At 72.5% G+C, this 24404-nt stretch carries 19 protein-coding genes; 12 read left to right on the top strand and 7 right to left on the bottom strand.

Annotated elements, in window-relative coordinates; all coding sequences use genetic code 11:
- Positions 1 to 3: 3 nt before the first annotated feature.
- Complete coding sequence (locus BIU89_RS10980) at positions 4 to 861, top strand: TOMM precursor leader peptide-binding protein (RefSeq protein WP_071246530.1); 858 nt, start codon at positions 4 to 6, stop codon at positions 859 to 861.
- Here the strand turns inward: BIU89_RS10980 and BIU89_RS10975 are convergent.
- Both BIU89_RS10975 and nudC read right to left on the bottom strand, forming a co-directional pair.
- Positions 752 to 2518: an ATP-dependent helicase gene (locus BIU89_RS10975; RefSeq protein WP_175475007.1), complete on the bottom strand. Its 1767-nt coding sequence runs from the start codon at positions 2516 to 2518 to the stop codon at positions 752 to 754. The genes BIU89_RS10980 and BIU89_RS10975 overlap by 110 nt on opposite strands.
- Positions 2515 to 3450, bottom strand: a complete 936-nt coding sequence (gene nudC, locus BIU89_RS10970) for an NAD(+) diphosphatase (protein ID WP_071246528.1) — start codon at positions 3448 to 3450, stop codon at positions 2515 to 2517. The genes BIU89_RS10975 and nudC overlap by 4 nt, the downstream gene beginning before the upstream one ends.
- Before the next feature lie 116 nt (positions 3451 to 3566).
- Between nudC and BIU89_RS10965 the strand changes: the two genes are divergently transcribed.
- Positions 3567 to 4565 carry a phosphotransferase gene (locus tag BIU89_RS10965; protein ID WP_027464583.1) on the top strand — a complete coding sequence of 333 codons (999 nt, stop codon included), beginning with the start codon at positions 3567 to 3569 and terminating at the stop codon, positions 4563 to 4565.
- A 446-nt stretch (positions 4566 to 5011) separates the two neighbouring features.
- Here the strand turns inward: BIU89_RS10965 and BIU89_RS10960 are convergent, their stop codons facing one another.
- Entirely contained in the window at positions 5012 to 8284 is a 3273-nt protein-coding gene (locus BIU89_RS10960) for an ATP-dependent DNA helicase (protein ID WP_071246526.1), read from the bottom strand.
- Positions 8281 to 11436 (bottom strand): UrvD/REP family ATP-dependent DNA helicase, encoded by a 3156-nt coding sequence (locus BIU89_RS10955; protein ID WP_083404314.1) that lies wholly within the window; start codon positions 11434 to 11436, stop codon positions 8281 to 8283. Before BIU89_RS10955 ends, BIU89_RS10960 begins: the two co-directional genes overlap by 4 nt.
- 126 nt (positions 11437 to 11562) lie before the next feature.
- On the opposite strand from BIU89_RS10955, the gene BIU89_RS10950 reads away from it, so the two are divergent.
- A complete protein-coding gene (locus BIU89_RS10950; RefSeq protein ID WP_027464581.1) occupies positions 11563 to 11787 on the top strand; it encodes a DUF3107 domain-containing protein in 225 nt (74 codons plus the stop codon).
- A gap of 4 nt (positions 11788 to 11791) precedes the next feature.
- Positions 11792 to 12088 (top strand): hypothetical protein, encoded by a 297-nt coding sequence (locus BIU89_RS10945; RefSeq protein ID WP_027464580.1) that lies wholly within the window; start codon positions 11792 to 11794, stop codon positions 12086 to 12088.
- A gap of 71 nt (positions 12089 to 12159) precedes the next feature.
- Here BIU89_RS10945 and BIU89_RS10940 read toward each other — a convergent pair whose 3' ends face one another.
- Positions 12160 to 12876: a ferritin-like fold-containing protein gene (locus tag BIU89_RS10940; RefSeq protein WP_027464579.1), complete on the bottom strand. Its 717-nt coding sequence runs from the start codon at positions 12874 to 12876 to the stop codon at positions 12160 to 12162.
- A gap of 135 nt (positions 12877 to 13011) precedes the next feature.
- Between BIU89_RS10940 and BIU89_RS10935 the strand changes: the two genes are divergently transcribed.
- Positions 13012 to 14520, top strand: a complete 1509-nt coding sequence (locus tag BIU89_RS10935) for a DEAD/DEAH box helicase (protein WP_071246524.1) — start codon at positions 13012 to 13014, stop codon at positions 14518 to 14520.
- Between the two features lie 156 nt (positions 14521 to 14676).
- On the opposite strand, the gene BIU89_RS10930 is transcribed toward BIU89_RS10935, so the two are convergent.
- Complete coding sequence (locus BIU89_RS10930; protein ID WP_071246522.1) at positions 14677 to 15549, bottom strand: PHP domain-containing protein; 873 nt, start codon at positions 15547 to 15549, stop codon at positions 14677 to 14679.
- Positions 15550 to 15619: 70 nt separating this feature from the next.
- Here BIU89_RS10930 and BIU89_RS10925 point away from each other — a divergent pair, with 70 nt between their 5' ends.
- Positions 15620 to 17104 (top strand): aminopeptidase P family protein, encoded by a 1485-nt coding sequence (locus BIU89_RS10925; protein ID WP_071246520.1) that lies wholly within the window; start codon positions 15620 to 15622, stop codon positions 17102 to 17104.
- 15 nt (positions 17105 to 17119) lie between these two features.
- On the top strand, positions 17120 to 17590 hold the full coding sequence (locus tag BIU89_RS10920; RefSeq protein ID WP_071246699.1) for a GNAT family N-acetyltransferase: 471 nt from the start codon (positions 17120 to 17122) through the stop codon (positions 17588 to 17590).
- Positions 17591 to 18026: 436 nt separating this feature from the next.
- Here BIU89_RS10920 and BIU89_RS10915 read toward each other — a convergent pair whose 3' ends face one another.
- Positions 18027 to 18908, bottom strand: a complete 882-nt coding sequence (locus tag BIU89_RS10915) for a general stress protein (RefSeq protein WP_071246518.1) — start codon at positions 18906 to 18908, stop codon at positions 18027 to 18029.
- A gap of 104 nt (positions 18909 to 19012) precedes the next feature.
- On the opposite strand from BIU89_RS10915, the gene BIU89_RS10910 reads away from it, so the two are divergent.
- The 5 genes from BIU89_RS10910 (at position 19013) to BIU89_RS19050 (ending at position 24356) form a co-directional block, all read left to right on the top strand.
- Positions 19013 to 20332, top strand: a complete 1320-nt coding sequence (locus BIU89_RS10910; protein WP_027464574.1) for a magnesium transporter MgtE N-terminal domain-containing protein — start codon at positions 19013 to 19015, stop codon at positions 20330 to 20332.
- Positions 20333 to 20384: 52 nt separating this feature from the next.
- The gene (locus BIU89_RS10905; RefSeq protein ID WP_042539423.1) at positions 20385 to 20882 is read left to right on the top strand and encodes a DUF1003 domain-containing protein; all 498 of its coding nucleotides are present in this window, start codon (positions 20385 to 20387) and stop codon (positions 20880 to 20882) included.
- Positions 20875 to 22035 carry a P-loop NTPase gene (locus BIU89_RS10900; protein ID WP_071246516.1) on the top strand — a complete coding sequence of 387 codons (1161 nt, stop codon included), beginning with the start codon at positions 20875 to 20877 and terminating at the stop codon, positions 22033 to 22035. Before BIU89_RS10905 ends, BIU89_RS10900 begins: the two co-directional genes overlap by 8 nt.
- A 10-nt stretch (positions 22036 to 22045) precedes the next feature.
- Positions 22046 to 22894 (top strand): class I SAM-dependent methyltransferase, encoded by an 849-nt coding sequence (locus tag BIU89_RS10895; RefSeq protein ID WP_071246514.1) that lies wholly within the window; start codon positions 22046 to 22048, stop codon positions 22892 to 22894.
- Positions 22895 to 23057: 163 nt separating this feature from the next.
- Positions 23058 to 24356, top strand: coding sequence for a carbohydrate-binding protein (locus BIU89_RS19050; protein ID WP_035807574.1), 1299 nt, complete (start codon positions 23058 to 23060; stop codon positions 24354 to 24356).
- Positions 24357 to 24404: the final 48 nt, after the last annotated feature.

Genomic DNA, 24404 nt, shown 5'->3' with positions numbered 1-24404 from the left:
GTCATGGGCATCCGCATCGATCCGACGCTCGAGTTCGTCTGGCGTGACCCCGCCACGGTCCAGCTCGGGGTCGACCCCCCGCGCGCGGTCGTCGCGGTGCCCACCACGGGGGAAGAACGGTTCCTCAACGGCCTCCGACGAGAGGCCGGGCACGACGTGCTGTCCGGCCTCGCGGCCGCGTCGGGGTGCTCTCCGGAACGTGCTGCCGGGGTGCTCGGTGCCGCGTCGCCCGCGGTGGTCGAGGTCCTGCCCGAGCCGCTCGAACGCGTCGAGGTGCACGGCGCCGGTGTCCTCGCCGACACCGTGGCGACGTTCCTGTCCGGCGAGGGCGTGACGGTCAGCCGCACCACCGCGCCCGCCGGGGGGCCGATCGTGCTGCCCGAGCCCGAACCACGCCTCGCCGTGGTGGTGGCCGACCACGTCGTCGACCCGGCGCTCCGCGCCGCGTGGACCCGCCGGGGTGTGCCGCACCTGGCGGTCGTCGTCGGGGACGGACGCATCCGTCTCGGTCCGTTCGTCGTGCCGGGAGCCGGGCCGTGCCTCCAGTGCGCTGAGTACGCACGCGTCGACGACGATCCGGCCTGGCCGGCGATCGCCGCCCAGGTGTGGGGCCGGCACCCGGCACCGCTCTCACCGTGGCGGGCAGCGGCGGTGGCAGCCGCCACGACACGGATGCTGCTGGAACGGCTCCCGCTCCGGACGCAACGGGCCGAGCCCGACCAGCTCGTCTTCGAGCGCGACGACCTGACGGTCAGCCGTTCGCCGGTCCGACCCCATCCGCGGTGCGCGTGCCGAGCGCTGCCAGGAACCGACTCGGAGCCCGGGCTCCCCCACGCGTGGAGCCCTGTTGCGACCACGTGATCGTGACGGATCGGCGGGCTCGGGTCAGCCCGACGTAGAACAGGCGTCGCTCCTCGTCCACCTCGGTGTCGGTCGACGCGTGCGAGATCGGCAGGAGACCCTCGGCGGCGCCGGCGATGACCACGTGCGGCCACTCCAGACCCTTCGACGAGTGCAGCGTCGCGAGCGTCACGGCGTCGATCTCGGGCTCGTGGTGCGTCGCCGCACGGTCCACCAGGTCCTGGGTGAACTGCTGCATCGTCGTGCCGGCGGGGGCGTCCTCGGCCAGACCCATGATCGCCTGCAGCGCTTCCCACTGCTCGCGCACTGCGCCGGTGCCCTCCGGCGGCGTCTCCGTCCAGCCGCTGACCTGCAGCACCAGCCGGACCCGTCGGGTCAGCTCGTCGTCGGTCTGCCGGATCGCCTCGCCGCGCATGTGGTGGACGGCGAGCTTGACCTCAGGGCGGTTGAAGAAGCGGGTGCCTCCCTGCACGCGGTACGGGATGCCGTTCCGGCCGAGCGCGGACTCGAGCGCTGCGGACTGCGCCCCGACGCGGAAGAGCACGGCGCATTCCCCGTAGGACGCTCCGGCCCCGACGAGCTCGGCGATGCGGCGGGCGATGGTCTGCGCCTCGTCGCCGTCGTGGGCACAGGCCAGCACGACCGGTTCCGGGCCCGGTTCCTGGCTCTGGGCCACCAGGTCGAGTGCCCCGGGCTGGCCGCGCATCAGTGTGTTCGCCGCGGACACGACCTCGCGGGTGGAGCGGTAGTTCCGCTCGAGGCGCAGGACCGACCCGCGGGGGAACTCCGACCCGAACCCGAGCAGGTAGTCGCTCGAGGCGCCGGCGAACGAGTAGATGGTCTGACTTGCGTCGCCGACGACGCACAGGTCGTCACGCCCGCCCAGCCAGGCCCGCAGCAGGTCGTGCTGCACCGGCGAGACGTCCTGGTACTCGTCGACCACGAAGAACCGGTACTGCTGCCGCACGTACGACGCCACGCGGGGCTCGGACTCGACCATGCCGAGGGTCGCCAGCAGGACGTCCTCGAAGTCGAGCTGCCGCCGGTCGTCCTTCAGCCGCTCGTACGCCTTCATCAGGTCGATGACTCGGCGCGGTGTGGTGTCCCGCGGCATCACCCGGTCCGCGGCGGCGGCCTCGTACTCGTCGAGCGAGAGCATCTGCACCTTGCGCCACTCGACCTCGGCGGCCAGGTCGCGGAGCACCGGGGTGTCGACGTGCATGCCGACGGTGTCCGCGGCGTGGGCGATCATCCGACCCTTGGACTCGACGATCTTGGGGGCGTGCCCGCCGACGGTGTCCGGCCAGAAGTAGCTGAGCTGCGCCATCGCGGCGGCGTGGAAGGTGCGCGCCTGGACCGTCCCGGCCCCGAGGGCCCGCAGGCGCGACCGCAGTTCGCCGGCGGCACGGGTCGTGAAGGTCAGCGCGAGGACGTGGTTCGGGGCGTAGGTCCCGGTGGCGACCCCGTAGGCGATCCGGTGCGTGATCGCGCGGGTCTTGCCCGTCCCGGCACCGGCCAGCACCGCGACGGGACCGAGCAGGGTGCGGGCGACCGTCCGCTGCTCGGCGTCGAGCGCGGCGAGCAGTTCGTCGGGCGACGGCGGCCGGGGCTCGACTGCCCCTGCGCCCGTTGCGCCGCGCGGACCGGTGACGCTCACGGCAGGTCCAGCGGCCCGCCGTACCACTCCTCGATGATGGCGCGGGCGATCGAGGTGCGTCCCGGCAGCAGCAGGGTGTCGCCGGCGCGCTCGCGGATCTCGTCGCGCGAGAACCACCGGACGTCCAGGATCTCCACGCCGTCGGGGCGTGCGGTCGTCGGGTCACCGCCGGCTGCACGAGCACGGAAGCCCACCATCAGCGACGCGGGGAACGGCCACGGCTGCGAACCGAGGTACTCGGGCTCCTCGACGCGGACGCCGGACTCCTCCCAGACCTCGCGGCGGACGGCGTCCTCGAGCGACTCCCCCGGCTCGACGAACCCGGCCAGCAGCGAGTACCGGTCGGCGTCCCACGCGGCGTTGGAACCGAGCAGGATCCGGTCGTCGGCGTCGACGACCCCGACGATGATCGCCGCGTCCGTGCGCGGGAAGAGGTCGTGCCCCTCGGGGTCGCGGCGGACCCATCCGCCGCTCACGACGGCCGTGGGTGACCCGGTGCGCGGCGAGAAGCCGTGCACGGCGTGCCAGTTGGCCATCGCCACGGCTTCGACCGCCAGGCCCTGGTCGCGGGGCGAGAGCTCGGTGCCGAACATCCGGAGGCTCTGCCAGGCGGCGTCGTCGGGTTCGATGGCGGTGGCCGTCGCACTGTCGATCAGGGCGGCGACGAAGCGGGTACCCGCCGGGGCGTCGGCTGCGTCCGACACCGCACGGCCCAGGTACAGGGTCACGGTGTCGACCGGGATCTCCGACGCGGCCACGAAGCGCAGGGTGCCGTCGGCGTTCCGGAGCATCTCAGCACCACGCACCGGTAGGTACCGGGTGTGCTCGTCCTCGCGCAGGACACGCTCGACGTCGTCGGTCGTGCGGAACTCGGCGTCGCGGTCGAGTTCGTTGCGGGAGAGCGGGAGCCGGGCGGCGAACTCGACGGTCACGGCGGGAGAGCTCCTCGGATCGGGTGCGGACGTGCAGGAGACGTGCGGTGGGCGTACGGGCCGCCGAACAGCGTGGCGTGCAGCCGTGCACGCGTCACGCGCCTACCCTGAGGGGCATGGCGGGATCCCAGTTCACTCTAGCCGCGTTGGCGACGACGGCCGTTCCAGGTCTCCTCGTCACGGGCACGCGCACGCTCGGCTCGGCCGCGGCCGGCGACTACGAGTCGGCGCTCCTCCGCGACGCCGACGGCACCGAGATCGTCATCCGCCGCCCCCGGAACCAGCGCGCCGAGGCCCGGCAGTCAGCCGACCTCGTCGCCATCCGTGCACTGAGCGCCGGCATCCGCACGCGGCTGCCGTTCGGCGTCGCCGAGTACCGCGGCCAGGCACCGATCGGGTCGACGCGCGCCATCGTCACGACCCGATTGGCCGGGACCCACCCGACCCTCGCGTCGCTCGTCGAGCGCCCCGACCTCGCCACCAGTGTCGGCCGTGCCGTCGCCTCGATCCACCAGCTGCCGACGAGCTTCGTCTCCGACGCCGGGCTGCCCTCGCTCACGCCGTTCGAGGTGCTCCGGTCAGCAGTCTCGGTGATGGACCGCGCCGTGGCGACCAAGCTCGTCCCCGCCGCGCTCGTCGAACGCTGGGAGGGTGCCGCTCGGGACCAGCAGCTCTGGCAGTTCACACCGACCGTCGTGCACGGCTCGCTCGGCACCGGCGCCCTGCTCGCCGACGGCGATGCGGTGACGGGGGTCCTCGACTGGGGCGAGCTGCGGCTCGGCGACCCGGCGAAGGACCTCGCATGGGTGCTCGCCGGCCGCCGCGACGCCTTCGACACCGTCCTCAGCGCCTACGAGGCGAACGGCGGCGGACGCGACCGCCAGCTCGCTCAGCGTGCGCGCGTGCACCACGAGCTCGAGACGGCGCACTGGCTGCTGCACGGCGTGCAGGCGAAGAGCACCGAGGTCGTCGACGATGCCGTCTCGATGATGCACCGCCTGGTCGACGCGGTGCACGCCCCGAGTGCGGAACCGCTGCAGTCCGTGTCACCCGAGACGATGGAGATCGGCGAGGTGGAGCAGCTGTTGTCCTCCACCGAACGCCGCCACGGCTGACGCCGCCTCGTTCCGCACCATTTCGTTCCACACTTCTCGTCAACACCGTCTCGTTCCACACCGCCCCACGGTGGTCACGACTCCCCGCTCAGTTCCGCCGAGCGGTCACGACCTGTCGGTCGCAGCGCGGCCAACCGACGGTCTGTGACCACTCGCTGTGCGTCCTGCGGGTGTCGTGACCGGTCCTGGCCGCCGCCCGGGCACCTGACACGACCGCCTGGAGGCCCGGTGCCGGCCCGGCGGACCGGCACCGGGCCGCCAGGGCGGAGCACGACACGGGCACGGCGCGACACCGCGGCGCGGCTCGACACGGGCGCGGCGCGACACTGACGCGGCTCGACACGGGCTCAGCGCGACAGGGCGCAGGGCGACGATCGCGACGCGCCTCGCGCGCAGCGCGACACAGGCGGAGCACGACAGGAGCGCGACGCGCCTTCCGCGGGACGTCAGCTGCCGATGGCCTCGGACCACGCACGCTCGAGTCCGGCGCGGTCGAGCAGCTCGGTCGGACGGACCTCGAGGTCGTCGGCGACGAAGTAGAACACCGCGTCGACCTGGTCGAGCGGCCGCCCGGTGAACTCGGCGTAGGCGACGCGGTACAGCGCGAGCTGCAGCGTGCGTCGGGCCAGGTCGTCCGCACCGGACGGTGCCTTGCCCGTCTTCCAGTCCACCACCTCGGCACGCCCGTCGATCTCGTACACGGCGTCGAGCTTGCAGACGACGCTGTGCCCGAGGAACGGGATGTGGATCTCGCGCTCGACCTCGATCGGCGTCAGCCCGGCCCAGCGGGAGCGGGCGAACGTCGCCTGGAAGTCCGCCAGTCGACGGGCGTCGTCGTCGGTGACCACGGCGTCCGGCGACGCATCGGCGAGGTCGTCGGCATCGAGGTCGAGCTCCCCGTCCCACACGTCGAGGGTCTCGAGCGCGCCACCGCTCCGCGCACGCTGCTCCACCCACTGGTGGAAGAGCGTGCCGAGCCGGGTCGCGCGGTACGGTCGCTCCGGCATCGGCCGGCGGAGCCGCTCGGCGACGGAGTCGGGTTCGGTCAGGTAGTCCTTGAAGCCCGACGCCGGCACCCGGTGCGGGACGGCGACCGCGTGCTTCGCGTTCCGGGTGGCGTGCCGCTCGGCGAGCAGCAGGTCGATGTCGGCGGCGAAGCGCCCCGCAGCGCCGGGGTTCGCGTTCCGCACCCGCTCCGCGGCGGCCAGGACCCGCGGCGCACGCTGCCCGAACGGCACGTGCGGCCAGGTCTGGGTCGCGCCGCTCTCCCCCATCGGGTTCTCGTCGTGCACCGTCGTCTCCGGGATCGCCGCACCGTCGATGACGCCTGCGTCCACCAGGTCGCGCAGGTAACGGCTCGGCTCGGTGGGTCGGACCCCGCCGGCCCAGAACGAGCCGGACACCAGCAGGTCGTGCTTGGCACGGGTCAGGGCGACGTAGGTGAGCCGGCGTTCCTCGTCCTCGTTGCGGGCCTTCACCTGTTCCTTGAAGGCGTCGATCGCAGTGGTGACGTCCTTCTGGGTCTCCTGCCCGCGCCAGGCGAGTCGTGGCAGCTCGGCGGCGTCCCCGCGGAACTCGTACGGCAGCCGGCCGAACCCCAGCCAGCCGGACGAGCCCTCCTGCGGGCGTGCCGGCAGGCCGCCCTCGACCATCCGGGGCACCGCGACGGCATCCCACTCCAGTCCCTTGGACCCGTGGATCGTCAGGATCTGCACGGTACCGGCCTCGGGCTCCTCGGAACGCGGGCCCATGTCGTCACGCCGGGCTGCGGCGTCGATCCACCCGAGGAACGAACCGAGGTCGGCGCGGTCGTCGGTCGAGACGAAGCTGGCGAGTTCGTCGATGAAGGCGTCGAGGTAGGCGCCGCTCCCCTGTTCGTGGGCGGCGACCTCGATGTCGAGCCGCATCTCCTGCACGACGAGCGTCACGAAGTCGACCAGGTCGCTCCCCGCGCGTGACCGGAGCATCGCGAGCTGGCCGCCGAGCGCACGCATCCGGCTGCGACCCGCGGCGGTGATGCCCTCGAGCGCGCCGTGCTCGTCGGGCGCGGTCGCCACGAAGTCGAGCGCATCGACGATCGACCCGTGCTCCCCGGCGGCAACGGAGGCCCGGAACGCCGCGGTCAGGTCGTCATCGAGCCGCTGCTGGGTGTGGTCGCGCTGGAACAGCCACCGGGCGAGCTGGTGCAGGGCGACGATGTCCGCCGCACCGACCCGCCACCGTGCACCCGCGAGCAGCCGGATCAGGTCGTTGCCGGCCGCCGGGTCGTGCAGCACCCGCAGGCACGCCACCAGGTCGACGATCTCCGGGCGCTGGAGCAGTCCGCCGGTGCCGAGCACGTGGTACGGCACCCCGCGGGCACCGAGCGCCGCCGTGAACGCCGCGAGGTCCTTCCGCGCGCGCAGCAGCAGCGCCATCGAGCCCGTCGGGTCCTGACGGCGGTGGTCCTGGAACCACGCCGCGACCTCGTCGGCCTCTTCCGGCAGGGTCTCGGGGAACACCACCCGTACGGTGCCGGCGTCCGCGCCCGGCCGGGGCGAGAGCCGTTCGACGTCGACCTCGGACGCCTCGGACAGCGGTGCCACGATCGCGTTCGCCCCCGCGAGCACGTCCACCGGGTTCCGCCAGCTGGTCGACAGCGCGAAGGTCACGGGTTCGGCCACGCCGGGTTCGTCGCCGCCGAAGTCGTGCGGGAACCGGGCGAGGTTCGCGGCACTCGCACCGCGGAACCCGTAGATCGACTGGTGCGGGTCGCCGACCGCCATCACCGAGTGCCCGCGGAACAGCCGGGCGAGGAACCGGGTCTGCACCACCGAGGTGTCCTGGTACTCGTCGAGGAGCACCACCCCGTACCGGCTCCGCAGGTCCGTGACGACGCGTGGGGCCGACTCGGCCGCGGCGAGCGCGAGGGCGATCTGGTCGGAGAACTCCACGAATCCGCGGTCGACCTTCTGCCGCCGGAACTCGGCGACCAGGTCGGCCAGGGGTTCGAGGGCGCCGATCGCGGCGACCGCGTCGGTGATCGCCTTGTACGGCTTGCCGCGGTTGCCGGGGAGTTCGAGCAGCTCCGAGAACTCGATCGCGAACCGGCGGAGGTCCTCCGGCTCGACGAGGTGTTCGGAGGTGGCACCGGCGAGCGCCACCACGGCTGCGGTCAGGGTGTCGACGTCGCGGTCGAGTCCCGCGAGCCGGTCGTCGCGGGCGGCCACCACGACCCGACGGGCGAGCTGCCAGGCCGAGGGTTCGGTCAGCACCTGGGACTCGCCGTCACGCCCGACGAGCAGGGCGTTCTCGCGGAAGACCGCGTTGGCGAAGGCGTTGTACGTCGAGACGGTGGGCGCTTCGAAGGCGTCCCCGGGAGTGATCAGTCCGACGTCCTCGAGCGCGCGGATGCGGTCGTTGATGCGGACGGAGAGTTCGCCGGCGGCCTTGCGGGTGAAGGTCAGCCCGAGGACCTCGTCGGGTCGGACGAGTCCGTTGGCCAGCAGCCAGACGACGCGCGAGGCCATCGTCTCGGTCTTCCCGCTGCCGGCACCGGCGACGACCAGCGCCGGCACGAGCGGCGACTCGATGACGGCACGCTGCTGGGCGGTGGGACGGGGGCGACCGAGGGCGTCGGCGATGGCGTCGGCGCCGTGCCGGATGACGGGCGGAGCAGCAGCCGTGTCGGCCGCAGTAGCCGTGCCGGTCGTGTCGGTCGTGTCCGCGGTGTCGCTCACCAGGTCACCTCCGCCACCACGTGGATCCGGCACTCGACCCCGGTCCGGGCCTTCTCGCAGTGGTCGTCCACGTTCGCCACGAACGTCCGGCCGGCCATGCCCCGTGCCACCCCGTGCAACCGCTCGCGGTAGGCCTCCCGTGCCTCGGTGTCGAAAGCGTGCTGCGTCCGCTCGGAGTACGCCTGTCCGCCGCGGGGGTTCTGGACGAACACCAGCCGGGCGTCCGTCATCGGAGACCCCGCCGGCACGCCCTCGACCGCGCCGTCCTCGACCGCGAGTTGGTAGGCGCCGAGCTGCGGGTGTTCCGGCATGTCGTTCTTCTCGCTGGGCATCGAACGGCCCGTCTTCAGGTCGACGACGCTGACACGGCCCTCGGGGTCGACCTCGATGCGGTCGATGCTCCCCCGGATGCGGGCGGGGCCGGTCACGAGCGCGAACGAGGTCTCGGCGCCGAGCAGTCGACGGCCGGCACTGGCGAAGGTGCGGAGGTAGTCGCTCAGCCCCTCGATCATCCGCCGGGTCCGGGCGCGTTCGCGGTCGGCGACCCAGGGCGACTCGAAGGTGAGCTCGTCCCACCGCGCCTCGACCCGCTCCCACAGCGACTCGACGTCGATCTCGGTGGCGTGCTCCATCGCTTCGTGCACGATCGTGCCGATGCCCATCGCCGGGCTCGGGGCACCGCCGCCGAAGGTCTGCGCGAACCAGTGCACCGGGCACTCCTCGAAGGTGCCGATGCGCGACGGCGACACCGACACGGCCGGAGCGACGGGCTCGCCGCCCTCGACCTCGGGCGCGGGCTCGGCGTCGAGGTCGACCAGGGGGTCGTCCGTGGTCGGTTCGGCGAGCCCGTACCACTCGTCCGGAGCCGCACCGGGCACCTCGGCCTCGGCCAGGCGGGCCAGCGCGGACGCGGCCTCGTGATCGCCCGAGCCCACCACCCGGCGGCGCAGCGACCCGGCGAGCCCACGCAGGGACAGCGGGTGGACGGTCGGCTGACGGTCCGGCGGCACCGGGACGAGTCGGACGAAGGGTGACGGCGACTCGTCGTCGTTCGCGACCGTGCCGATGACGACCTGGGTGGTGGCGCGCGAGACGGCCCGGGCGAACAGCCGGAGTTCGTCGGCGACCACGGCGGCACGGTCGTCGATGGGCGAACGCTCGACTCCGGCAGCAGCGCGGACCAGTCCGTCCGGGTCGAGCAGACTGCCGCGCACCCGGGTGTTGGGCCAGACGCCGTCCTGCAGACCGAGCACCACGACCACGTCGCACTCGAGTCCGATCGTCGCCGACGGCGTCAGCACCCGCACCCGGCCGGCGGTCCGGTCGGGGCCGATCGAGTCCTCTGGCAGGTCGGCGCCGAGCAGGTCGTCGACGAAGACCCGCGCAGGGGCGTCCGGCGTGCGCTCGACGAAGCGCTTGGCGGCGGTGAACAGGCCGACGACGGCGTCCAGGTGCCGGTCGGCTTCCCCGGCGCCGACCCCACCGGCGGCGGACTGGGCACCCCACGACTTCGCGAGACCGCTGCGTTCCCAGAGGCCCCAGAGGATCTCCTCGATGCTCGATCCCGCCTGGGCGTCGGCACGCGCCTGCACCAGGCTCCGGGCCAGCCGGGTCGCTCGTCGCGCGAACCCGGCGTCCACCGTCGCCAGGCGCTCCGGTGCGCCCAGGGCATCGACCAGCAGTTCGTCGGCGGTGCGGCTGCCGTCGCCCGCGAGCTCCTCGCGCCGCAGGGCGAGCCGGAGCCGACGCATCGCCAGGGTGTCCAGGCCACCGAGGGGCCCCGTGGCGAACGCGGTGGCCAGGGCGGCGTCGAGCGGCAGGACGTCGAGCGCCACCGCAGCCGCGTCCAGCAGCGCCCGCGCCGCGGAGTCGTCGCGCGGACGGACGGGCGCGGCACCGGCGGTCGCCGGGACCTCGGCCACGGAGAGTGCCCGGACGAGTTCGGGGATGGCAGCACCGCTGCGGGTGACCACGGCCATCCGGTGCCACGGCAGACCGTCGAGCAGGCGGTGTTCGCGCAGTCGACGGGCAATCGCCACGACGAGCGCGGACCGACTGGCGGCCTCGAGGTGCACGACGGCGTCGGACCGAGCATCCTGGTCGCCCGCCGACGCGCTGCGCTGACGGCCGGCCGCCGCGGTGCCGATGCGACCCGTGACGCCGGTGACCAGGGCGCGGATCGGGGCGGGGTGCCGGTGCACCGCGCCGAGGAACAGTTCGTCGACACGGTCCACCCCGAGTCGCACGGCCAGTCGACCGAGCACGTCCGGTTCGGCGCCGCGGAACGCCGAGGCGGCGATGTCCGGGTCGCCGAAGGCCACCACCTGCACACCGGAGCGCGCGAGCGCCCCGAGCAGGGCGATCTCGCCCTCCACCAGTTCCTGTGTGTCGTCGACCACGACCAGGCGCAGGGCGGCGATGCCGGCGGGGAGCTCGTGCCGCAGCACCGCGGCGGTGGCGTACGCCACGAGTTCACCCGAGTCGAGCCCGGTCGGCCGGAACGCGGTGACCGATGCCCGGTAGTCGTCCACGAAGTCGCCGACGGCCCGCCACTCGGGCCGTCCGAGCTCGTCGCCGAGTTCCCGCATGTCGTCGGGCTCGACGCCGGCGGCCACCGCACGCATCATGACGTCGCGCAGGGCGGTGCGGAACCCGGCTCGCTCCCGGACCACGGAGGTGATCGGGTCGGGCCAGGCCGGTCCGGCGCCGTCGAGTTCGTGCCCGGCGAGCAGGTCGGCGATGATCCGGTCCTGCTCCCCACCGGTCAGCAGCGTCGGGGGTTCCTGCCCCTGCACCGACGCCGCGTGGGTGACGATCTGGAACGCCAGTGAGTTCACGGTGCGTGCGAGGGCACCCGGCACGACCCGGTCGACCGCCCGCGCGAGCCGGTCACGCAGCGCCGTTGCAGCCGTCCGCGCCGAGGTCAGGGCGAGGACCGTCGCGTGGCCGTCGGGCGTGATCGCGCCGGGTCGGGCCAGCCGATCGGCGACGAGCCGTGCGAGCGTGGTCGTCTTCCCGCTGCCCGGCGCACCGATCACCGCGGCGTGACGGCCGTCCGGCAGCGCGAGCACAGCGGCCTGCGAGGGGTCGTCGACCAGTGCGCGCGCGAACCCGGTGTCCTCGGGAGCGGGCATCAGCGTGGTCTGCGGCACGCTCGTACGGTACCCAGGACCGCCGACAGCACCGCTGCGGACGCGCGGGGCACCGGTCGTCCGCCGTCGAGTGCGCCCGCGGCGAACGCCCGATACCGCACGGGACCGCTCGGATACGCTGTGCTCGTGGACATCAAGATCGGCATCATCAACAGCCCCCGCGAGATCGCCTTCGAGACCGCCCAGACCGCGGACCAGGTCGAGAAGGCCGTGTCCGAGGCGCTCACCGCGCAGTCGACGCACCTGTCGCTGCAGGACGACAAGGGCCGTCGGTTCATCGTCCCCGTCTCGGCTCTGGCGTACGTCGAGGTCGGCGCGGAAGAGGCACGGCGCATCGGCTTCGTCGCCTGACGACGTGGAACTGCTCTTCGCCGTCCTCGGCGGCGTCATCATCGGCGCGGTCGCGCACGTGATCCTGCCGTGGCGGTCGAACCGCGGCGTGCTCGTCGGCCCCGCGGTCGGCGGCATCGCCGCAGCCGTCCTCTGGGAGGCGCTGACCTGGGCCGGGTGGCGGTACGACGGCACCTGGATCTGGGTCGTGGCCCTCGTGGGGTCCGGCGTGGTCGTCCTCGTCGTCGAGTGGCTCCTCGGCACGCAGCGCGACAAGCGCGACGCCGAGTACTACGAGCAGCTCAAGACGCGCGGCGCCTGACCCTCGAGCAATCCTGACCCTCGAGCAATCCTGACCCTCGAGCAATCCTGACGCTCGAGCAGCCTGACCGCTCAGGCCGTCAGACCGAGCGCGTCCATCCGTCGGGTGTGCGCGGCGATGAGTTCGGTCCAGACCGGCTCGAGCCGCTCCTGGTCCTCGCGGGCGTGCGACGCCAGCGCCGACCGGGCGACCAGCAGGGTGTCGCCCACCAGGCGCCGTCCCCACATCGCCAGGCGCGAACCGATCCGCGGGTCGTTCTCGATGTGGGCCGTCAGTTCTTCGACGACCGCTGCTTCCTCGCGCGCGTCGAACACCGAACGCAGCCGCTGCCGCACGTCCGTCGGCAGGGAGCGGAGCAGGTTGCCGAACAGGTCGTTCAGGATGCCGGCCGTCACGTAGCCGGTCAGCATCGACTCGTACCAGTCGGCACCGCTCGTCCGTTCGAGGAACAGGTCGATCGCCTCGCGGTGCGGGGCCATCAGCGCCGCCGGGTCTCCGCCGCTGCGTTCGATCTCGGCCACGATCGTTCGGTGCCGCTCGAGCGCCGTGGTCGCGAGGACCCCGGTGACCAGACGGCCGGAGAGCGTCGGTGCCGAAGCACCGGCTCGTCCCATCGTCTCGTAGACGGAGAGCTGCAGGTACGCGGCCTGCCCCAGGTAGACGTCGAGCTCCGGGGTGACGTCGTCGAGCGCGAGCCGCTTGACCTGCGCGGCTCCGCGCGGGTTCCGCGACGCGAGCCATGCTGCAGCGAGCTGCGCCGCGCGCTTCCGGTTCCACCACGAGACCACCCGACCAGCATAGAGGGCGAGTCCCGTGGCACCCGCCGGTCGCCCGCCCGGACGCCCCGACGCACCCCGGAGCGCCCCGGACCACGCGCCCGTCGGTAGACTGGCCGGGACTTCCACCAGAACTAAGGTGATTCTTTGACTTTCTCAGACCTCAACATCGACCAGGACATCGTCGATGCACTGGCCGGCAAGGGCATCATCGAGCCCTTCCCGATCCAGGAACAGACCATCCCGCTCGGCCTGACCGGCCAGGACATCATCGGCCAGGCCAAGACGGGTACCGGCAAGACGCTCGGCTTCGGCCTGCCGCTGATCCAGCGACTCGGTGCCGACCCGGCGCACGGCGTGAAGGCGCTCGTCGTCGTCCCGACCCGTGAACTCGCGGTCCAGGTCACCGAGGACCTCGAGCTCGCGGCCTCGAACCGCCCGACCACGGTCGTCTCGATCTACGGCGGCAAGGCCTACGAGGGCCAGGTGGAACAGCTCAAGGCCGGTGCCCAGATCGTCGTCGGCACGCCCGGGCGGCTCATCGACCTGCAGCGGCAGCGTCTGCTCGACCTCTCCCACGTGCAAGAGGTCGTGCTCGACGAGGCCGACCGGATGCTCGACCTCGGGTTCCTGTCGGACATCGAGCGCATCTTCCAGGCCGTCCCCGAGGTGCGTCACACGATGCTGTTCTCGGCGACGATGCCCGCGCCGATCGTCGCCCTCGCCCGCCGGTTCATGAGCCGTCCGGTGCACATCCGGGCGACCGACCCGGACGAGGGCCTCATGCAGGCCAACATCAAGCACCTCATCTACCGCGCGCACTCCCTGGACAAGGACGAGGTCATCGCCCGCATCCTCCAGGCCGAGGGTCGCGGCAAGACCGTGATCTTCACCCGCACCAAGCGTGCCGCGGCGAAGCTCGTCGAGGAGCTGAAGGACCGCGGGTTCAACGCCGCAGCGGTGCACGGCGACCTCAACCAGGAGCAGCGCGAGCGCGCGATGGCGGCGTTCAAGGCCGGCAAGCGTGACGTGCTCATCGCCACCGACGTCGCTGCCCGCGGCATCGACGTGGACGACGTCACGCACGTGATCAACCACACGATCCCGGACGACCCGGACACGTACCTGCACCGTGCCGGCCGCACGGGCCGCGCCGGCAAGACCGGCATCGCGGTCACGTTCGTCGACTGGGACGACCTGCACAAGTGGACGCTGATCGACAAGGCCCTCGAGTTCGGCATCCCCGAGCCCGTCGAGACCTACTCGTCGTCGCCCCACCTGTTCGAGGAACTCGACATCCCCAAGGGCACCAAGGGCCGCCTGCCCGGCTCGTCGTCGCACGCCGCCTCGGCCGGCGCTCCCGTCGAGAAGCGCAGCAGCGACCGCCCGGCCTCGGGTTCGCGTGACGCGTCGCGTTCGCGGTCGCGCAGCCGCACCCGGTCAGGAGGCTCGGAGCAGTCCGCCCCGCAGGCTCCGGCCACCGAGTCGGTCGCCCCCACCGCCGCGGCGGGCACCGAGGACGGCTCGGCCGTCGAAGGTGGTTCCACCACCGACGGCGCCGCGAAGCGTCGCCGTCGTCGCCGCCGTCGCGGAGCCGGCACCGGCGATGCCTCGGCGACCGCCTCGGCACCGCAGGGTACGTCGGACGGCGAGTAGCGCCTCCAGACCGAAGGGCCCGTCGCTGACGCGACGGGCCCTTCGTCGTCTCCACCCGGGGACCGGCGTCACGCGCGCAGCGACAGTTCACGCGGACGCCGACGCGTGGACTGTCGGCCAGGCCGAAGACTCAGTGGCCAGTCGTTCGGTCTGCGGTCAGGCCAGACGCGAACCGGGGCCGACGACCGGGGCGCTGCCGGTGGCCTCGGACACGATCGCGTCGAACGAGACGCGTGCGGTGCGGTGCTCCCCCAGCCGGTTCGGCTTGCCGGTGCCGTGGTAGTCGCTCGAACCGGTGACGAACAGGCCGTAGCGCGTCGCCCAGTCGAGCAGGGTGCGCTTGCCGTGTGCCAGGTTCTCGCGGTGGTCGACCTCGAGCCCGCCGAGCCCGGCGTCGACCAGGTCGCGGAGCATCGGCTCGTCGATGACGATCCCGCGCGAGGACGCCGCGGGGTGCGCGATGACGGGCACGCCGCCCGCCTGCCGGATGAGTTCGACGCCGCGCAGGGGCGACGGTGCCTCGTGGGGTTCGTAGTAGCCGGACGCCGGGTGCAGGATGCCGCGGAACGCCGCGGACCGGTCGGACTCGAGCCCGCGGGCGACCAGGGCGTCGGCGATGTGCGGACGGCCGATCGTGGCACCGGGGCTGGACTGGGCCAGGACGTCCGCCCAGGTGATCGGGTGGTCCTCGGCGATGCGGTCGACCATGCGGTGCGCGCGCGAGAGGCGGCCGTCGCGGATCCGGGTCGTCTCCTCGACCAGTCCGGGGTGCTCGGGGTCCACCAGGTAGCCGAGCACGTGCACGCTGCGGTAGCCGATCCGGGTGCTCAGCTCGAGGCCCGGCAGCAGGGTCAGGGGCAGCTCGTGCGACGCGGCCGTGGCGTCCGCCCACCCCGCGGTCGTGTCGTGGTCGGTCAGCGCGACGGCGTCGAGTCCGGCGGCCGCGGCCGCTCGGACGAGCTCCGCGGGACGCTCGGTGCCGTCGGAGACACTGGAGTGCGCGTGCAGGTCGATGAACGGGTCGGGCACGTGGCCAATGCTATCCACAGGTGAGCGGCCGCACAGGCCGGGTGTCCCCGGGCGGTGCGATGATGGACGCATGGCCGACACGACTCCCCGCGCGACGAGCAACCGATCCACGACCCCCGGGTCCTCGACCTTCAAGGACTTCATCGGGTCGCAGTGGGCCGAGCGCTCGGAAGCGCAGCCCGAGCCCCGCGAGCAGGCCGCGTTCGCCGCCGAGCGTCGCGCGCGCATCTCCGAGCTGCACCCGGGCCGCACGATCGTGGTGCCGGCCGGGCAGGCCAAGGTCCGCTCGAACGACTGCGACTACCCGTTCCGCCCGCACTCCACCTTCGCCCACCTGACCGGTTGGGGCACGGACACCGTCGTCGGGTCCGTGCTCGTGATGACGCCGAACGGCTCCGGGCACGACGCCACGCTGTACTTCCGTGCCACCGCAGGCCGCGACTCGGAAGAGTTCTACGCCAACCCCGAGATCGGGGAGTTCTGGGTCGGTCCGCGCCCCTCGCTCGACGCCGTCGCCGCCGACCTCGGGCTGGCCACCGCCGACCTCGGGGCGTTCACGGCCGTCGCCGATGGACTCGACGCGTCGGCGCTGCTCGTGCGTGAAGCCGACGACGACCTGACCCGTTCCCTCGACGCCCGAATCGGCGCGGCGATCGGTGGCGCGGACGAGACCGAGGGGTCGCCGGCCACCGACGACCTGCTCTCCCGTGACCTGTCCGAGCTGCGACTCGTCAAGGACGCGTACGAGGTCCGTGAGCTCCGCAAGGCCGTCGACGCCACGAAGCACGGGTTCGACGACGTCATCGGCGACTTCGACGCCGTGCTCGCGCACCCGCGCGGTGAGCGCATCGTCGAGGGCACGTTCAACCGCCGGGCGCGCGCGGACGGCAACACCGTGGGCTACGACACCATCGCCGCCTCCGGCCACCACGCCTGCATCCTGCACTGGACCCGCAACGACGGCGCCGTGCAGCCGGGCGACCTCATCCTCATCGACGCCGGGGTCGAGGTCGACTCGTTCTACACCGCCGACATCACCCGCACGCTCCCGGTGAGCGGCACGTTCTCGCCCGTGCAGCGCATGGTCTACGAAGCCGTGCTCGAAGCCGCCGACGCCGCGTTCGCGATCGTCAAGCCGGGCATCACGTTCCGCCAGGTGCACGCCACCGCGATGGAGGTCATCGCGCGCAAGACCGCCGAGTGGGGCTTCCTGCCGGTCTCGGCCGCCGAGTCGCTCGAGCCGGACAACCAGTTCCACCGCCGCTACATGGTGCACGGCACGAGCCACCACCTCGGGCTCGACGTGCACGACTGCGCGAAGGCCCGCCGCGAGATGTACCTCGACGGCACCGTGCAGGCCGGCATGGTCTTCACGATCGAGCCCGGGCTGTACTTCCAGCAGGACGACCTGACCGTACCGGAGGAGTTCCGTGGCATCGGTGTCCGCATCGAGGACGACATCCTGGTGACCGAGGACGGCGCCGAGAACCTGTCCGTCGGCATCCCCCGGACCCCCTCGGAAGTGGAGGGGTGGATCGCCCGTTCGGGCCGCTAGCCTGATCGGGTGACCATGCCCGATGCCTCCCCGAACACCTTCGCGATCGAGGTCGAGCACTTCGACTCCCCCGACGCCCAGCGACTCCGTGCCGCCCAGCGACTGGAGATCGACCGGGCGCACGGCGGCGACACCGAGCCGGGTGAGAAGCCGACCGCCGAGTCGATCGCGGTGTTCTTCGTCGCGCGGGACGAGTCCGGTACTCCCCTGGGCTGCGGGGGCCTGCGCATCGTCGACGACGGCATCGCGGAGATCAAGCGGATGTACGTCCGACCGGAGTCTCGCGGGTCCGGCGTCGCGGCTGCGTTGCTGCGACGGCTGGAAGAGGCCGCGCTCGACCTCGGGTCCCCGGCGCTCGTCCTCGAGACGGGCACAGCGCAGCAGCGTGCCGTCGGCTTCTACCAGCGCGAGGGGTTCCGGCGGATCGCGAACTTCGGGCCCTACGTCGGGGCGCCCCTGTCGGTCTGCTACTCGAAGGTCCTCTAGCCGGACCGAGCATGCCCGGCGAGACCGGGCGATGCCGTGCCGCGCCATGCCGTCCGGTGTGGTGCCGTCCGGTGTGGTGCCGGGCGACGCCGTGCCGCGCGTGCCGGGCGACGCCGAGCCACGCGTGCCGAGCGATGCCGCACGGCGCCGTGCCGTGCCGCCGCGCCCGGGTCCGCACGGCTCCCGGTCACGACGTGCCGTCTGCCCGAGGCCGAGCGGTCACGAACCGTCGTCGGGGCCGACGCCGAACGACGATCTCTGACCGCTCGACGCCGTGCCCACGGGGTGTTGCGACCACCCGGACCGCCCGCACCGCCCGCACCGCCCGGACTCCGCCGCTGCGGTCGCCCGAAGCGCCGCGCGCGGTGCTCGGCGGCGACACTTCGTGCCACCTAGCCGGACGTGAGCCGCGTGTCGAACAACCCGACGCTCGCGACTAGCGGCGGTCGCTGTCCCCGTCGCCGTCGCGCTGGGCGTCCGGCGAGGACGAGGGCTCCGGCGGCGTGGCACCGACGACTCGCTCGCCGTAGCGCGGCGGCTCCTCGGGTCGACGCTCCGGCACCGGCGGGGCCGCGGGGGCGGCGGCCGTTTCGGGGGTCTCCCCGTACCGGGGTCCGTCGTTCGTGCCGTAGCGCGGCGGGCCCGAAGGCGCACCCGTTTGCGCGCCGGGGGCCGACGTGCCGGGGTGTTGCGGGCCTCCCGGCTGCTGGTGCGGCGTGGCGTGCCCGCCGTACGGCGACTGCTGCTGCGGCGGGACCCCACCGGGGCCCGGACGCCACTGCTGCTGCTGCTGCTGCTGCTGGGGAGCGTCGTTCCAGTGCGTGGACGGGGTCGCCCCGTGCTCGCCGAGGATCCGCTGCGCCTGCCCGGTCAGCTGCGGGTTGACGACGATCTGGTAGTTCGTGGCGAGCACCTGGTGCACGCTCGTGAAGTCACGCTGCCGCTTCGTGATCGCGAACGAGACGATGCCGTAGAGCATGCCGAACGCGGCACCGATGATCGCGGCCGCCAGGATCAGGCCGCCGGCGCTCGGTGAGAAGAGCGTGAGCACGATGCCGAAGAAGATGCCGAGCCACAGACCGGACAGGGCTCCGGCGATGGCGGCACGGCCGTAGGTCATCTTGCCGGTGACCCGTTCGACCGTCTTCAGGTCGTTGCCGACGATCGAGAGCTGGTTGACGGGGAAGTCGGCCTCGGCCAGCTTCGCCACCACGCGCTGCGCGTCGGGGTAGCTGTCGTACGTTCCCAGGACGTCGCCCTTGGGCAGCGTCGGGAACGCCTGGGCGGTCCTGCCGGCGAAGGGGCTCTGATTGCTCACACAGCCATCATTCACCGCACACCTTGCAATCGCACGTGCACTCTCAGGGAAGCAGCCGACCGGCGCGCGCGAACGCCCACACCCGAGCGACTACGCTGGGTCGGGTGAGCGCCACGAAGGTCTTCGTCGCCCGCCTCGCCGGGTGCTCCGTCTTCGACCCCGCGGGCGACCGCGTCGGCAGGGTCCGGGACGTCCTGGTCGTCTACCGCCGGGCCGATCCCCCGCACGTCGTCGGGCTCATCGTCGAGGTGCCCGGCAAGCGCCGCATCTTCGTGAGCATCGGCCGAATCACCTCCATCGGTGCCGGGCAGGTCATCACGACCGGCCTGGTGAACATGCGCCGCTTCGAGCAGCGTGGCGGCGAGGTCCGCGTCATCGCGGAGATGCTCGGCCGCAAGGTACTCATCAAGAACCAGCGGATCCGCGCCACCATCGAGGACGTCGCGATCGAGGACCGCGGGCAGGGCGACTGGGAGGTCGCGCAGCTCTTCCTCCGCAAGCCGAAGACCACGCCGTCGCCGTTCGGCAAGGGTCCGACGACGTTCGCGACGTGGAACGAGGTCACCGAGGACGAGCTCCCCGGCGAGGCCCAGTCCGCCGAGCACGTCATCGCCGCCTACTCCGACCTGCTGCCCGCCGACCTCGCGTCGACGCTGCTCGACCTGCCCGCCGAGCGCCGGTTCGAGGTCGCCGAGGAACTTCCGGACGACCGCCTCGCCGACGTGCTCGAGGAGATGCCCGACCAGGAGCGCATCGAGATCCTCACCCGGCTGGTCGACGCCCGCGCCGCCGACGTCCTCGACCAGATGCAGCCGGACGACGCGGCCGACGTCCTCGCCCAGTTCTCCGACGAGCGGAGTGAAGCCCTCCTGCAGCTCATGGAGCCGGAGGAGGCGCAGGACGTCCGCATGCTCCTGGAGTACGAGCCGGACACCGCCGGTGGTCTGATGACCACCGAGCCCGTGATCGTCTCGGCCGACGCCACCGTGGCCGAGGGCCTCGCGCTGGTCCGCCGCCACGAGCTCGCGCCGGTGCTCGGCGCCGCCGTCTGCGTCACCCTGCCGCCGTACGAGCCGCCGACCGGCCGGTTCCTCGGGCTCGTGCACTTCCAGCGGATGCTCCGCTACCCGCCGAACGAGCGGCTCGGCACGCTCATCGACCAGCAGACCGAACCGGTCCGGGTCGACGCGAGCGCCGCCGAGGTCACCCGCATCATGGCGACCTACAACCTGCTGTCCGTCCCCGTGGTCGACGACGCCCACCGTCTCGTCGGGGTGGTGACGATCGACGATGTCCTCGACCACGTCCTGCCGGACGACTGGCGAAGTCAGGGCGAGGGGGAACCCTCACCGCTTCCACGCCAACGCCCGCGCAGGACACCCGTGACGACGGGAAGGAGGACCACCCGTGGCCCGAACGGATGACAACCGTCGCGACCGTGACCGGCAAGAGGTCCGGCTCGACTCCCCGAAGGGCATGCGCACGCGTGTGCTCCCCAGCCGCCGCCGTGGTCGCGGGGACACCTTCGGTCGCGCGACCGAGGGCATCGCCCGCGGCATGGGCACGCCCTGGTTCCTCATCGGGCTCACGCTGTTCTGCGTGGTCTGGATGGGCTACAACACCCTGGCTCCGAAGCCGTGGCAGTTCGACTCGGCGGCCATCGGCTTCACGGCTCTGACGCTCGTGCTCTCGCTGCAGGCCTCGTACGCCGCCCCGCTGATCCTGCTCGCGCAGAACCGGCAGGACGACCGCGACCGCGTGCAGTTCGAGCAGGACCGCCAGCGCGCCGAACGCAACCTGGCCGACACCGAGTACCTGGCCCGCGAGGTCGTGGCCCTGCGCCTGGCGATGCGGGACATGGCGTCGAAGGACTTCATCCGCGCCGAGCTCCGCTCCCTGCTCGAGGAGCTCGACCGTCGCGACGCCGACGAGGCCGGCTACGCGGACGAACACGACAGCTCCACCCGTGGCTGACGCCGTCCCCACCGACGAACAGCTCGGCACGGCGGTCCTCGCCGCGCTCGGCCACGTCATCGACCCCGAGATCCGCCGCCCCGTCACGGAGCTCGACATGATCCGCGGCGTGGACGTGCAGCCAGGAGGCGCGGTGCGCGTCGACCTGCAGCTCACGATCGTGGGGTGCCCCGCCGCCGACACCATCGAGCGCGACGTCCGCGTCGCCGCCGGGTCCGTCCCGGGGGTCGCCGCAGTCGACGTCGACGTGTCCGTGATGGACCCGGCCACGCGCTCCGCGCTGACCGAACGGCTGCGAGCCGACCGCCCCAAGGGCGTCCAGTTCACCGCGGACTCGCTCACGCGCGTCATCGCCGTCACGAGCGGCAAGGGCGGCGTCGGCAAGTCCACCGTCACCGTGAACCTCGCCGTCGCGCTCGCCCGCCGGGGTCTGCGGGTCGGGGTCGTCGACGTCGACGTGCACGGCTTCAGCGTCCCCGGCTTGATGGGCCTGACCGACGAGCACGGGGTCGCACCCCGCCCGACCCGGGTGGACAGCATGATCCTGCCGCCGGTGGCGCACGACGTGAAGGTCGTGTCGATCGGCATGTTCGTCGACGACGTCTCGACCGCGGTGTCGTGGCGCGGACCGATGCTGCACCGCACCGTGAACCAGTTCCTGACCGACGTGTTCTTCGGCGACCTCGACGTCCTGCTGCTCGACCTGCCCCCGGGCACCGGCGACGTCGCGATCTCGGTGGGGCAGCTGCTGCCGCACGCCGAGGTCCTGGTCGTCACGACCCCGCAGGCCGCCGCGGCCGACGTCGCCGAGCGCAGCGGGATCGTCGCCCGGCAGACCGGGCAGCGGGTCATCGGGGTGGTCGAGAACATGGCCGGGCTCGTGCAGCCCGACGGCTCGGTGCTGCACCTGTTCGGCGAGGGTGGTGGCGCCGAGACCGCCGCACGGCTCTCCCGCGGGCAGGACGCCCCCGTCCCGGTGCTCGGCAGCGTGCCGCTGTCCGTGCCGCTGCGCGAGGGCGGTGACGCAGGGGTCCCGGTGGTGCTCGGCGCCCCGGACGACCCGTCCGCCGTGGCCCTGACTGCGATCGCCGACCGGATCACCACGATGGGACGCGGGCTCGCCGGCCGGAAGCTCGGGTTGTCGCTGTCCTAGGCTCGGGGTCATGAGCACCGATCACGTCGATGTCGACTGGGACCACGCACGCGCCACCAACCGCGCGAACTGGGACGACCGGGTGCCGATCCACGAGGGCGCGTACGCGATCGACGTCCTCGCCGACCCCGGCCACCGCTCCGACGTCGTCCACGACGACCTGCCTGCCCTGACGCCCTGGTTGCCGAACGGCTCGCTCGCGGGCCTCGACGTCTGCCACCTGCAGTGCCACATCGGCACCGACACGGTGTCGCTCGCCCGCGAGGGTGCCCGGCTGACCGGCGTCGACTTCTCCCCTGCCGCCCTCGCCTCGGCCGCCGGGCTCGCGTCGCGCCTCGGCCTCGACGTCACCTGGGTCGAGACGGACGTCCTCGATGCCCGGGCCGCCGTCACCGGCGACTTCGACGTCGTGTACACGAGCATCGGCACGATCTGCTGGCTCCCCGACCTCGACCGCTGGGCTGCGCAGGTCGCCGGCCTGCTGCGCCCCGGCGGGGTGTTCTTCATCCGCGACGGCCACCCGGCGCTGTACGCCCTCGACGAGGACGCCGACGAGCTCGTCACCCGGTACCGGTACTTCCCGGACGGCACCGCGCAGCAGTGGGACGACGCCGGCACCTACGCCGGTGACGGCACGGTGGCGAACACGCGCACCTTCGAGTGGCCGCACCCGCTGTCCGAGATCGTGAACGCCCTGCTCGGTGCCGGGCTGCGACTCCGACGGCTCGACGAGGGCCGGACCCTGCCCTGGCGCTTCAGCTCCCGCATGGTCGAGACCGACACGGGTTCGTGGGCCTGGCCGGATCACGACCGCGACCGGATGCCGACCACCTACACGATCGTCGCCACCCGCGACTGACCTGGCCCCTCTGGTCCGTTCGGCGCATCCTGTGCGTTCGTTCATGGACAGGGCGTTCTACCCCGGCGCATTATGCAAGGGCATTACACAATGCCCTTGCGGAATATGACGTGAGGGCTCCACCCGCCGGACGACGACGTCCGACCGAGGACAGGAGAACCGTGTGAACCAGAACACCCGCGTGCGATCGGGCCTCGTGGCCACCATCGCCGCCGTCATCGTCGCAGGGGGCTCGCTCACAGCGGCGCCAGCCCTCGCTGCGACGACCTGCGCGACCGCCTGGAGCGCCGGCACCGCCTACAACGGCGGAGCCACCGTCAGCGAGAACGGTTCGAACTACACCGCGAACTGGTGGACCCAGGGGGACGAACCGGCGACCCACTCCGGTGCGACCGGCAGCGGCCAGCCGTGGACGTCGTCCGGCACCTGCACCGGTGGCGGCACCGGCGGCGGGACCACCACCCCTGGCGGCGGTGGGACCACCACGCCCGGCAACGGCAGCACCGGCACCGCGAGCGGTCTGGTCTTCAGCCCGTACAAGGACATCACCGTGAACCTCGACTGGAACACGAACGTCATGAACACCGCGGTCACCGGCACGCGGATCCCGGTCGTCGGGTCGAGCAACAGCCTCGTGTCGACGCGGGAGCCCGGCCTCAAGGCCATCACGCTCGCCTTCGCCACCGGTACCTGCGGCAGCGAGAACTGGGGCGGGGTGGCCGCCGACGCGTTCGCCAGCGCCAACATCGCGAAGCTCGACGCGGCCGGGGTGAACTACATCGTCAGCACCGGTGGCGCCGCAGGCTCGTTCAAGTGTTCCGGCACCGCGCTGCAGTCCTTCATCGCCCGCTACGCCTCGCCGCACATGATCGGCGTCGACTTCGACATCGAGAGCGGGCAGTCCGCCGCGGACGTGCAGAACCTGGTGAGCGCAGCGGCGCTGGCGCAGGCGAAGTACCCCGGCCTGCGCTTCTCGTTCACGCTCGCCACGCTGGCGGCGTCCGACGGTTCGTTCGGCGGGCTGAACAGCACCGGAGACGCCACCGTCAAGGCGATCAAGGCCTCGGCGCTGACGAACTACACGATCAACCTCATGACGATGGACTTCGGACGCGCGACCACGGCCAACTGCGTGATCGTCGGGTCGACGTGTCAGATGGGGCAGTCGACGATCCAGGCGGTCACGAACCTGCAGCACACCTACGGGATCGCCTCGTCGAAGATCGAGGTCACCCCGATGATCGGCGTCAACGACACCGCCGACGAGGTCTTCACCCTCGCGGACGCCGACACCGTCGCCGCGTACGCCAAGTCCCACGGGCTCGCGGGCGTGCACACCTGGTCGCTCGACCGCGACACCCCCTGCCCGACGGCGCAGAGCACCGCGTCACCCACCTGCAGCTCGGTGGCCGGCACCGCGGCCCTCGCCTGGACCGACCGCTTCCTGGCGGCCCTGAAGTAGGGAAGGACCGGGCGTCGCGACGCGACCCCGTGACGGACGGGAGGCCCG

It is taken from the genome of Curtobacterium sp. MCBA15_005 (assembly GCF_001864855.1).
Lineage (GTDB): Bacteria > Actinomycetota > Actinomycetes > Actinomycetales > Microbacteriaceae > Curtobacterium > Curtobacterium flaccumfaciens.
This window is presented reverse-complemented; position numbering and strand designations above follow the sequence as displayed.